We start from the raw sequence: 11,959 nt of genomic DNA, 5'->3' as shown, positions 1-11,959 counted from the left end.
CTCAGTGCGCCCACGCTGACCAGCACGATGATCAGGATGCCGAGCAGGATGCGGTAGTAGACGAACGGCATGAAGCTCTTGGTCGTGATGAACTTCATGAACCAGGCGATTACGGAGTAACCCACCAGGAACGCGATGATCGTCGCGAAGACCGTGGGGCCCCACGAGACATCGCCGCCCTCACTCGCGTCCTTCAGCTCGAAGGCGCCGGAGGCGAGGACCGCCGGGATGGCGAGCAGGAACGAGTAGCGGGCCGCGGCCTCGCGGGTGTAGCCCATGAGGAGGCCGCCGCTGATGGTGGCGCCGGAGCGGGAGACGCCCGGGACGAGGGCCATCGCCTGGCAGACGCCGTAGATCAGGCCGTCCTTCACGCTCAGGTCCTGGAGCGACTTGCGCTCCTTCGCGGCCCGGTGCTTCCCGCCCGTCTCGTCACGCGCCGCGAGCCGGTCGGCGACACCGAGGATGATGCCCATCACGATCAACGTCGTCGCGGTGATGCGCAGATCGCGGAACGGTCCCTCGATCTGGTCCTTGAGGGTGACGCCCAGCACGCCGATCGGAATCGAGCCGATGATCACGAGCCAGCCCATCTGCGCGTCGTGATCACTCCGCATCGCCTTGTTCGTGAGCGAGCGGAACCACGCCGAGATGATCCGGGCGATGTCCTTGCGGAAATAGATCAGTACCGCCGTCTCCGTACCGATCTGGGTGATCGCGGTGAAGGCCGCTCCCGGGTCCTCCCAGCCCGCGAACGCCGCGGTCAGCCGCAGGTGCGCGCTGGAGGAGACGGGAAGGAACTCGGTCAGCCCCTGGACGAGTCCGAGGATGAGGGATTCAAACCAAGACATGAAGTTACGTGATCCAAGTGCTGATGGCGGGAGCGGAGCGAATGGCCGGACGGACGTGCCGTGTTGTCGTCTGCGGTGATCAGGCGCGCCCGGGGCAGCGTAGCGCCCCTCGGGGAGCGTGCGACGACAGGGCCTCCCTGTCACAGACCCCGCCACCGTGACCAGGGTGTTGACCCGCCGTGATGCGGCCGCTTACGTTTCCGCGAGGAGTGAAAGCGCTTGCTGCCATCGATGGCCTTCTCGTGGTCACCGTGGAGGGCAGGCGTCCGCCAGAACCGCTGTCACGTCCGATGGAGTGCTGATCACGTCCATGCGTACCTCACGCGACGCCACCACCAGCAAGACGACCGAGCACGAGGACATCGAGAACGCGAGCAACCAGTACGAGAGCACCGAGCGCGAGAGCCGGCCGCCCGTCCCGCTCGACGGACGCCGGATCAAGGCTGCCGTCATCGGCACCGGAGCCATCGCCTCTGGCAGCCATCTGCCCGCACTCGCCGCGCTCGCCGCCGAGGGCGAGGTGGAGATCGTCGCCGCGGTCGACATCGACGCCGACGCGGTGAAGCGCTTCTGTGCGGACGGCGGTGTTCCGCACGGCTACACCGATCTCGACCGGATGCTGGCCGAACAGCGCCCGGACCTCGTCTCCATCTGCACCCCGCCGACCCTCCACCGCGACCAGACCGTCGCCGCCCTGCGCGCCGGCGCCTGGGTGTGGTGCGAGAAGCCGCCCGTGCCGACCCTCGCCGACTTCGACGCCGTGGAGTCGGAGGAGGGGACCGAGGGCGGCCCGTACGCCTCCATCGTCTTCCAGCACCGGTTCGGCTCGGGCGCCCGGCACGTACGGCGTCTGATCGCCGACGGGGCCATGGGGCGGCCGCTCGTGGCGCACTGCCAGACCACCTGGTACCGCAACGCCGCCTACTACGCCGTGCCCTGGCGCGGAAAGTGGGAGACCGAGGGCGGCGGGCCCGCCATGGGACACGGCATCCACCAGATGGACCTGCTGCTCGACCTGCTCGGGCCGTGGAGCGAGGTGCGGGCCATGGCCGGGCGTCTGGTGCACGACGTACAGACGGAGGACGTCTCGACCGCGCTCGTCCGCTTCGAGAGCGGCGCGCTCGCGACCGTGGTCAACAGCGTGCTCAGCCCGGACGAGGTCAGCCGGATCCGCATCGACTGCGAGCACGCGACGGTCGAACTCACCCATCTCTACGGGCACAGCAACGACAACTGGCGCATCACCCCGGCACCGGACGCGCCCGTCGAGGACGTGGCGGCCTGGCAGGACTTCGGCGCCGACGTGCCGAGTTCGCACCTGGCCCAGCTGCGTGACCTGGTCGCGAGCATGCGCGCGGGCGAGCGGCCGCGCAGCAGCGGCGCCGACGGGCGCACCAGCCTGGAGCTGATCACCGCGCTCTACAAGTCGGCGTTCACGGACGTCACCGTCCGCGCCGGTGAGATCGGGCCCGGCGACCCCTACTACACCGCCCTGCACGGCGGCGCGCCCGGCTGGGCACCCACGACGCACGAGGAGGCATCGGCATGACCGCACAGGACGGCCTGCGCATCGTCCACGCCCACGGGGACCGCATCACGATCACCGAACCCACCACCGGTGTCGACCTGTTGAGCTACGTGTACGGCCCCGAGGCGGCCTGGGAGGCACCGAAGCCGTATCTGCACCCGCTCAGAACGCTCGCGGGCAACGTTGTCACCGACTACCGGCCCAACGACCACCGCTGGCACAAGGGCCTGCAGATGACCGCCTCGCATCTGTCGGGGGCGAACCTGTGGGGCGGCAACACATACGTTCACGGAGAGGGATATCTCGAACTCCCTGAGCGTGTCGGGTCGATGACACACGTCGAGTTCGACGAGGTGCACGCCGACAGCGACCGCGTGGTCATCGCCGAGCGGCTCACCTGGCATCCCTACGACGGCTCGCTCTGGGCGGACGAGGAGCGCCGCGTCGAGGTGCACGACGTGGACCCGGTGTCCGGATCCTGGGCGCTGACCTTTTCGACCTCCGTCACCAACCGCCGTGACGAACCCCTGCGGTTCGGCAGCCCCACGACGGCCGGGCGGGAGATGGCCGGCTACACGGGTCTCTTCTGGCGCGGTCCGCGCGGCTTCCGGGACGGCCGGATCATCGGGCCCGACGGTGAGGGGCCTGACCTCATGGGTGAGCAGGCGCCCTGGCTCGCGTACTCCGCGGAGCACGACGTCACCGACGGATACGCGACGCTCGTCTTCGCGCACGCCCCCGAGAACGACCACACGGGCGAGGGCGGTGCCCATCCGGCCCACTGGTTCGTCCGCAACGAGCCGTTCGCGGCCGTCGCCCCCTCCTTCGCCTTCTTCGACGAGCTGGAGCTCGCACCCGGCGAGACCCTCACCCGTCGCTACCGCGTCGTCGTCGCCGACGGTGCCTGGGAGCGCGAGGAGATCGCCAAGTACCTGGCGGTGCACCCGTGGTGAGCGCGGCCGAGGGCTTCGCCGGGCTCCCCGGAGGCGTCGCGGTCTCGCATCTGTCGGTCTACGACTGGCCCGCCGACGACGGGGTGTGCGGCGGAACTCCCCATCTGCACCTGACCTGTTCGGAGGCGTACGTCGTCACCGGCGGGCGGGGCGCGGTGCAGACCCTGACGACGTCCGGGTACGAGGTCACGCCTCTCGCGCCCGGCACGGTCGCCTGGTTCACGCCCGGTACGATCCACCGGCTGGTCAACGAGGACGATCTGCGCATCACCGTCCTCATGCAGAACAGCGGGCTTCCGGAGGCCGGGGACGCGGTGCTCACCCTGCCGCCGAAGTACCTGACCGACCCGGAGACGTACGCCGCCGCGACCGTCATCCCGGCGGACGCGCCCGAGGAGGAGAAGGAGCGGTTCGCCCGCGCCCGGCGCGACCTCGCCCTGGAGGGGTACCGGGCGCTGCGCGAGGCGGACGGGCCCGAGCCGCTCGCCGCCTTCCAGCGGGCCGCCGCCCGGCCGGGGGCGGCGGTCGTGGCGCTCGACGGCAAGAACCGGCTGCTGAGCGACGCGGCAGCCGGAATGCTGTCGCCGGGCGCGGTGGCGGTCCTGGAGCGGACCGCGGCGGCGAACGGCTCGGGGCGGGACGACACCGGCCCCTCCGAGTCGTACGACCCCTGTGAGCCGGCCGGCACTTCTGAGTCGTACGACCCCTCTGGTCCGGCCCGCCCGTCCGAGCCGGACGACTCGGCGCGGAGCAGGAACGGTTCCGCAGCCTACGACCTCGAACTCCCCGACGGCACGGGCACGGCGCATGTCACCCCCGTACGCCACGAGGGCGCGGTCATCGGTGTGGTCGCCGTGGTCGAGCCTCCCGCCGACGAAGCGGTGCGACCGCACACGCAGCAGCCCCGTGTCGCGCTCGCCGGGCGCTCGGTGCCGTGGCGTCACGCGACGGCGAAGGCCGCGGAACTGGCCCGGTCCCGGGAGCCCCTGCTCCTGACCGGGGAGCGCGGCACCGGAAAGACCGCCCTGGCAAGGGAGTTGCTCAGGGCGCGCGGGGATCTGGATCCGCTGGTCGTGGACGCGGCGGAGGGCCCGGTCGACGAGACCGGCATCTGGGCAACGGCACTGGCGAGCGACCGCGCGCTCCTCCTCCGGCACGCCGAGCGCCTCGCCCAGGCCGACGTCGCCGCTCTCAACTCCCTGCTCGACGAACGCCCGGACGCGCCCCTGCTCCTCACGTTCACACCCGGTACTCCCCCGGGCCCCTGTCTCCAGCGACTGCTCGACACCCTGGCCGCCCGCTCGGTGACTCTCCCGGCGCTGCGCGAACGCCCGGACGACATCAGGGAGTTGCTCCCCGAACTGGCGCCGAAGCCCGTACCGGGACGGCCGCCACTCACCTGGACGCTGGACGCGCTACGGGCCCTGGAACGCCATCCGTGGCCCGGCAACATCACGGAACTCGCCCATCTCGTCAGGGCGTTGGCCGAACACCGCCAGGTGGCGGGCCCGGTGCGGCGCACCGAACTCCCGGACCCCGTCCGGGAGGGCCCCGCGACACGGCAGCTGAGTCCGATGGAACTCGCCGAGCGCACCGCCATCCTGGAGTCGCTGCGCCGCCACGGCGGCAACAAGGCCCGGGCCGCGGCGGCGCTGGGCATCGCCCGCGCGACCCTGTACCGAAAGCTGCGGGGCTACTCCCTGTGACAGGGGAATTCCGACCCCTCCCCGTCCGCCGTTCCCCCTGCTAGCCTCCGGCCCGGGAACCGGTTGCCACGAGCGTTGCCGCACTTCCCAGGGGTGGGGCGCACCCGGACGGCGGACGGGTCGCTTCCGGGGCGGAGAAGAGGGGCGGGTCATGACCAGGAAGACCACCAGCGACGTCGCGGGCCGACGCACCATCCGGGACGTGGCGGCACGGGCCGGCGTATCGGCGTCCACGGTGTCGCGCGTCCTCGGCGGCGACTACCCGGTCAGCACCTCGACCCGTACCCGCGTGATGCGGGCGGTCCGCGACCTCGACTACGTGGCGGACGCCCGCGCCAAGGCCATCGCGGGGGCGGGCACTCCCACGCTCGCGTTCGTCCTGGACGACATCACGGGCCCGTCCTTCGCGCACATGGCACACGGCGTGGAGCGCGAGGCGACCCGTCTCGGCCATCTGTCCCTCGTGTGCAGCACGGACGGCGACGCCGAACGCCAGCTGGAGTTCATCGAGATGATGCGTGCCCAGCGCGCCGCCGCGGTGATCCTCGTCGGCGGCACCGCGGACACCGCCGAGTACCGCGAACGCATGGCCCGCATCGCGGACTCCCTGGCATCCGCGGGCTCCCGCCTGGTTCTCTGCGGCCGCCCGCCCCTGGACCCGGGCACGCCGGTGACCGTCATCGAGTACGACAACGAGAGCGGAGCGTACGCACTCTGCGCCCATCTCCTCGCCCAGGGCCACCGCCGAGTCCTCTTCCTGGGCGGCAAACCGTCCAACACCACGGCCCAGGGCCGCGAGCACGGCTACCTCGCGGCCCACCGGGCCCGCGGCGTCACCGCGGACCCGGCCCTCCGCCTCTTCGGCGACTTCACCCGCGACTCGGGCCACCGCCTCGTCCGCCAGGCCCTCGCTCAGAGCCTCGACTTCACCGCGGTCATGGCCTCGACCGACATGGTCGCCTCGGGAGCCCTGACCGCGCTCCACGAGGCGGGTCTCTCCGTCCCGGAGGACGTCTCGCTGGTCGGCTACGACGACATCCCCTTCGCCCGGGACCTCAACCCGCCGCTGACCACCGTCCACGTCCCCTACGAGGACCTGGGCCGGCTCGCGGTGCGCACAGCCCTGACCCGCACCCCGGACTCCCCCGACGAACACCTCCTCCTGGGCACGCACGTGGTCGTACGGGCCTCGGTGGCGCCCCCGCCCGACACTCAGCGGTGACCGGCAGCCCGCACCGCCAAGTGTCGTGCGGCGGAGCCTACTTGGCGTACATCAGCGTCCCGAAGCCCAGCTGGTCGAAGCCTCCGCTGTTGGCGCCGTAGTCACCCCCGCCGCCCTCGGGCCGCACGCTCTCGGCCATGGCGGTGATGTACGGGACGGCCAGCCCGCGCCGGCGGGCGTAGTGGTAGTGGAGGATGTCCCACACCGGCCTGACCTGCCCCCGACTGTTGGCGGAGATCACGGTGTGCGCCTGCTGGGCGCAGTTCTGACCCGTGCCCCAGGTGTATCTCGTGAAGGGCACGTCCTGTCCGAGGTTGTACTTGGCAACGTACTGGGCGGCCTTCATGAACCGGTTGTCGCCGTAGCCGTACAGGTCCTCGCCCTGCGACCAGGCCATCTCGCAGAACGCGCCCATCTGGCCCATGCCCATCATGGTGTGGCCCTGGTCGCGCCCGCTCTCCTGCCACTGGGCGAGCCCTTCCGAGTCGTACACGAACGGGACGGCGTGGTTGATGGAGCCGTTGCCCGCTCCGTTCTTGAAGTAGTTGACGGCCTGGTCGTACTTGGCGGCGTCGTCGCAGAGGATGCCGATCGCCAGGATCGAGTTCATGTTGCAGAGGTCCCAATTGGCCCAGTAGTTGGTGATGCAGGCGTCGTTGTGACTGTTCAGGAACTGGTTGTTGAGCGGGTAGAAGACGTCGAGCATCATCCGCTTGAACCGTTCGAGGTCGAACCCGCTGTAACCGCGCATGAGTTCGGCGGCGTTCGCGAACTGGTGGCCGTAGATCCCGGCGGCCAGGAAGCGGTCCGCGTTGCCGGTGACCGTGGTGAGCGTGGCCGACCAGGCGTTGAGGATGTCGCGGGCCTTGTCGCCGTGGGCCGTGGTACCGGCGGTCTTCCAGCGCAGGGCGTTCTGGTAGGCGGCGTGGATGTCGTTGTAGAGGAGGCCGTAGTTCTCGCCGGTGCCGCCGCGGATGATCGTGGCCTGCGGGCGCGGCGTCCAGGTGCCGGCGGAGTGGGAGTTGGCGGTCAGCCGGTTCCAGCCGGACAGCCAGGGCTCGTTCCCCGCGGCGACCCGTACCTTGGCCCGGTTGAGTTCGCCGTACGCGTGCAGCATGCCCGGGTGGGTGAAGGTCGCCGGGGCCGCCGCCGCGGTACTCCCGGTGAGGGCGGTGGCGGAGGCGCCGACCGCGAGGGCGGCGGTGAGACCACCTGCGGTCCTCAGCAGACCGCGGCGGCTCAACTCCGTGCTGGGGAGGTGCTGGTGGGGGGATGTGCGGCTCATTCTGTGCATCTCCAATCCTGGGAAGGATCAGCGGCCCGGAGGCACACGGGAACGCACCCGCGCTGCCGGGGACCGCTCAGGTGGGGGGCGTCGCGGAAGCCGGGGATCTCTCCCTCGGCGAGGGGGCCGGGCGACGCCGTCATCGGAGGAAACGGCCGCGCCGGAAGCAGTCCCGGTGCTCGTCGGTCGCGGCACAGCGGGGAGGCCGACGGTCACCGCCACCCACCCCGAGCTGCTGCCGCTTGCCTCCTGCGGGTTGGTGGCGGAGACCGAGCAGTAGTACGTACGGCCCGCCCGTACTGCTCGGTTCGGACGGAAAGCGTTCTTGCGCCCTGTGCTGCCGGGCAAGGTCCGTCGGCTCGGGGGAAGCACGGTGACTCCCTCTCACACGTTCCGGACGGTGAGCTTGAGCGGCCTGGTCGCCGTGCCCGCCGCGTTGGTGGCCGAGACGGTGACCGTGCCGGTGCCGGGCGCCTTCGGGGTCCCGGAGATCAGTCCCGTGTCCTTGTCGATGGCCAGGCCCTTCGGCAGCCCCTGGGCGTCGAACGACGTCGGCAGGGCGGTCGCGGTGACGAGGTGGTTGAAGGCGCGGTTCGTGGTGGCCGTCGCCTCGTCCGCGCTGGTGATCTCCGGGGCCGCCGTGGAGGCGGCCGTCGCCTCGTCGAGGAAGCGGAGGTTCCACACGTGCTCGTTGGCGAACATCGGAACCATGTCGGTGGTCAGGAACCAGCCCGGCTTCTCCATCCGGTCGTGGACGACCGTGCCGTTGACCGTCAGGTTCTGGAAGGTGACGTTCTTGACGGGCCGGTCGGCGTCGTAGCCGGCGAGGATCGCCGTGTCCGCGTGAGTGCCGTCGTACGTCAGGTTCCGCACGTACACGTCCTCGATGCCCCGGCCGGGTGAGGCGTTGTACCGGTTGGCCATGACCCGCAGGTTGACCAGCTGGCCACAGGTGAAGTCCTCGACCCGGACGTCCTGGACATGGACGTTCCGGATGAGGTTGGCGTCACCGGGATTGAGGGCGAAGCAGCCCTGGTAGAGCACCTGCGGCTCGCGGTGCTGGAGGACGTCGATGTTGCTCAGGACGATGTTCTCGATGACCTCGGGCTTCTCCGGGTTGCCGTGCGTGCCGATGTTCACCGGGTGCGCGACATCGGCCCACAGGGTGGAGTCGCGGACGGTGATGTTTCGGCAGTCGCCGTAGTAGTCCCAGCGGTGGGCGTAGACGGCGACGCAGTCGTCGCTGTTGCGCATGAAGGCGCCCTCGATCAGCACGTCCTCGCTGCTGAACACGTCGATCCCGTCGCCCCACTGGCCGCAGCTGTACGAGTGCAGGTTGCGGACGGTGACCTGTTGGGACTGGCCGATGGCGCAGGAGTAGCCGGTCCTCGGGTCGAGGACGAGGATGCCGTCGATCTCGATGTTCCTGGAGAACGCCACCGTGGTGCCGCCGTCCGTGTCGTACAGGATGCCCCGGCCGATCAGCCGGGCGTTCTCCACGTCGGTGAAGTCGACCCGTGCCCTGAGCACCGCGCCGCCGGCCAGGTAGACCGTCTTCCCGCTGGGCACCCGCAGCACGTTGTCCGGGACGGCGTGGATGCCGGGGCCGAAGTAGAGGACGTCCGGGTCGTCGGCGTCGGGCCGCTGCCGCTCGATCGGGTTGGCGTGCAGATGGAGGTTGTCGTAGAGGTCCCCGTCGATCTCGACGGAGAGGTTGCGCGGCCCGGTGAGGCTGAAGCGGACGGTGTCGCCACTCACCTCGTGCTCGACGGCGTACGACAAGGGGCGGATTCGTACGGAGCCGATGGCGCCCTTGGCGGCGGTGACCTCGACCGTGCCGGTGAAGTCCAGGTTGGCGACCGAGGAGTTCCTGACGAGGCCCGCGCCGGTCGTCTCGTCGACGGTCCTCGTCCGGGCACGCAGAACGGGCACCGTCCACCACCCGCCGCCGGGCGTGCGGGCCTTGACGGAGAAGCTGGTGTTGAGCGGCAGCCCCGTCGGGACGGGATGCACCACAAGCCGGTCGGCGGCCACCGGTCCGTCCTCGGCTCCATCCTCCGCTCCGGCGGTGCCGACCGCCGACGGGGTGAGGAAGGGACCTCGGCCGAGGGGAGCGACGGCGGGTGAGCGCATCGACTGGTCATCTCCTGCTTCGGGTTGTGTGCGGCGGCGAGGCCGACAACCGGTTTCTATAGGGGGTGCGCAGAGCTTCTTCCTCTCCGGAAACCACGTCAAGGGTCTTCGCCGACTTTCGAAAATCACCGGTGCCCAGGAGGCCCCGAACCAGAGGTCCGGGGCATGCCGAACGTCGGTGTCGGTGGGGCGATGACGCGCGGTCCGACCGTCGGAGCAGCAGCGCAACCGGTTGTTCAGCGGCTGGTCGGCAGAACCTCTACTGCCGTCCGTCGAGCTCCCGCATCTCGAACCAGTCGAAGTCCGCCGGGGTGCGGGTCCCGCCCAGGTCCTGCGCGCAGATGCCGACGAAGGCGCCGGTGAACCGCAGTCGGTCCCCGTAGTCGTCGGAGAGCTTGCTCGCGTCCAGGACGGGGCCGACGGCTTGCCAGTCCGTGCCGTCGGGCGACGCGGAGAAGCGGAGCTCCGAGCCGTCGAAGCGGGCTCGCAGATGGACCAACGGCCAGTCGTCCGTGGCGAGTTCGCCGTCCGGGAGTTCTCCGTACGCGCCGTCGTCGGTGAGGACCACGCCCAGGACGCGGCCGCGGCCCTCGACATGGGTGAGGCGGAGGTAGAAGTGCGTCGACGTGTCGTACCAGCAGATGAGGCCCGCGAGTTGGCTGAAGTGCGAGGGGTGGAAGTCGACGACCGTCGTCACCTCGCAGCGCACCGAGGCGAGCCCCCGCGCGACCAGGCTCTGGTCGAACCGCGAGTGCGGACTCTGCCTTCCGCGCAGCCGCAGATGTCCGGGACGCTCGCGAAGGGTCAGCCAGTCGGGGGTGGCGGGTACTCGGAGTGTGCTCCAACTCCCGTCCAGGGAAGGCGAGTCGAAATCGTCCCAGTCGACGGGCGGGGCGGCGGGTCCCGGCTCCACCCCCGCGGGCGCCGCGACCTCCAGACTCGGCCGCCGCCCTCCGTCCGCCAGCCGCAGCCAGCCGTCGTCAGTCCAGGTCACGCGTTGCAGACAGGTCTCCCGGCCGAGGATGCAGCGCGGCCCGTAAGGCGTCCGTACGGGTCTGGAGGCCAGGTGGGCGAGGTACCACTCCCCCTCCGGCGTCTCGACCAGCTCACCGTGACCGGCCTTCTGCAACGGCCACTCCGGTACGTCGCGCGTCGTCAACAGCGAGCCGTCCGGATCGAGTTCGTACGGTCCGGTCAGCTCGCGCGAGCGGGCCGTCAGGATGCCGTGGTTCCAGCCGGTGCCGCCCTCGGCGAGCATCAGGTGGTACCAGCCGTCGCGCCGGTAGACGTTGGGCCCCTCGATCAGCTCCTCGTGGGTGAGGATCGTGCGCGGCCGGCCGATCAGGGCACGCTTGTCGGAGTCGTACTCCTGGAGCACGATCCCGGCGAAGGACGGGCGGCCGTCGCGGGGGTCCCACTGGATGTTGAGCAGCCAACTGCGGCCGTCCTCGTCGTGGAAGAACGACGGGTCGAAGCCGGAGGAGTTGAGGAACACCGGCTCGGACCACGGGCCGTCGATCGACGGGGCCGTGACCAGGTAGTTGTCGACGTCCTTGAACGGATGCCCGATGGTCCGCACGATGCTGTGGACGAGCCAGAACCGGCCCTCGTGGTGCGAGAGCGAGGGCGCCCACACACCCGCCGAGTCGGCGACTCCTCGGAGGTCGAGCAGATCGGGCCGGTCCAGGATGTGGCCGGCCCGCTCCCAGTGGACGAGATCCGTCGAGCGGTGCACGGGTACGCCCGGGAACCATTCGAAGGTGGAGGTGGCGAGGAAGTACTCCGCGCCGACGCGCACGATGCTCGGATCCGGGTGGAATCCGGGCAGCACTGGGTTGCTGATGTGGCCCACGGTCATGCAGGTCCCTTCACACGGAGTCCGCCACGCCTCGCTGAGGCGCGCTCAATGTAGGAACCGGTTGCCGCAGGGTCAACGCTCCCATCGCGAGAGCGGCACTATTCGAAACTTTCGCCGGGGCCCCCGTCAGGGGCGCGGGGAACTGCGCGCCCCAGCCACGTAACAACCCGCACGCGCCCGCACGACGCGAAGTCACCCCATCCCCCTCCCGGCCCAGCGCCCCAACGCCACCGAGGCGATGACCAGTTGAGGCGGGTCGATCACCGTCTTCCCGTCCTCGATGTCCCACAGGGTGTTCTGCAGGATGCGCCCCAGCGTCCAGCCACCCGCCCGCTGCCGGTCCAGGCCGATCGTCCCGGTCAGTACGTCGAAGCGGCGGAGCACCGCGCGGGCCCCGTCGCCGGTCTCCGTCACCGCCTCCCATCG

General features: G+C 70.5%; 8 protein-coding genes and 1 pseudogene. 4 read left to right on the top strand and 5 right to left on the bottom strand.

The window, feature by feature from the left end:
- Window positions 1-848, bottom strand: an 848-nt coding sequence (locus O3Q52_RS37320) for an undecaprenyl-diphosphate phosphatase (protein WP_269653046.1), incomplete at its 3' end; no start/stop codon positions are given.
- Between the two features lie 310 nt (window positions 849-1,158).
- On the opposite strand from O3Q52_RS37320, the gene O3Q52_RS37315 reads away from it, so the two are divergent.
- The 4 genes from O3Q52_RS37315 (at window position 1,159) to O3Q52_RS37300 (ending at window position 6,257) form a co-directional block, all read left to right on the top strand.
- Window positions 1,159-2,397: a Gfo/Idh/MocA family protein gene (locus tag O3Q52_RS37315; RefSeq protein ID WP_269653045.1), complete on the top strand. Its 1,239-nt coding sequence runs from the start codon at window positions 1,159-1,161 to the stop codon at window positions 2,395-2,397.
- Window positions 2,394-3,329, top strand: coding sequence for a PmoA family protein (locus tag O3Q52_RS37310; RefSeq protein ID WP_269653044.1), 936 nt, complete (start codon window positions 2,394-2,396; stop codon window positions 3,327-3,329). Before O3Q52_RS37315 ends, O3Q52_RS37310 begins: the two co-directional genes overlap by 4 nt.
- Window positions 3,326-5,035, top strand: coding sequence for a helix-turn-helix domain-containing protein (locus O3Q52_RS37305; protein WP_269653043.1), 1,710 nt, complete (start codon window positions 3,326-3,328; stop codon window positions 5,033-5,035). Before O3Q52_RS37310 ends, O3Q52_RS37305 begins: the two co-directional genes overlap by 4 nt.
- A 151-nt stretch (window positions 5,036-5,186) precedes the next feature.
- Window positions 5,187-6,257, top strand: a complete 1,071-nt coding sequence (locus O3Q52_RS37300; protein WP_269653042.1) for a LacI family DNA-binding transcriptional regulator — start codon at window positions 5,187-5,189, stop codon at window positions 6,255-6,257.
- A 37-nt stretch (window positions 6,258-6,294) separates the two neighbouring features.
- Here O3Q52_RS37300 and O3Q52_RS37295 read toward each other — a convergent pair whose 3' ends face one another.
- The 4 genes and pseudogenes from O3Q52_RS37295 to O3Q52_RS37280 all read right to left on the bottom strand — a co-directional run.
- Window positions 6,295-7,542 carry an alginate lyase family protein gene (locus O3Q52_RS37295; protein ID WP_269653041.1) on the bottom strand — a complete coding sequence of 416 codons (1,248 nt, stop codon included), beginning with the start codon at window positions 7,540-7,542 and terminating at the stop codon, window positions 6,295-6,297.
- Between the two features lie 384 nt (window positions 7,543-7,926).
- A complete protein-coding gene (locus O3Q52_RS37290; RefSeq protein ID WP_269653040.1) occupies window positions 7,927-9,675 on the bottom strand; it encodes a putative Ig domain-containing protein in 1,749 nt (582 codons plus the stop codon).
- Between the two features lie 259 nt (window positions 9,676-9,934).
- Entirely contained in the window at window positions 9,935-11,533 is a 1,599-nt protein-coding gene (locus O3Q52_RS37285) for a glycoside hydrolase family 43 protein (RefSeq protein ID WP_269653039.1), read from the bottom strand.
- A gap of 192 nt (window positions 11,534-11,725) precedes the next feature.
- Window positions 11,726-11,959 (bottom strand): annotated as a pseudogene (locus O3Q52_RS37280) (hydroxyurea phosphotransferase); the annotation flags it as partial.

It is taken from the genome of Streptomyces sp. ActVer, assembly GCF_027270795.1.
Lineage (GTDB): Bacteria > Actinomycetota > Actinomycetes > Streptomycetales > Streptomycetaceae > Streptomyces > Streptomyces umbrinus_A.
This window is presented reverse-complemented; position numbering and strand designations above follow the sequence as displayed.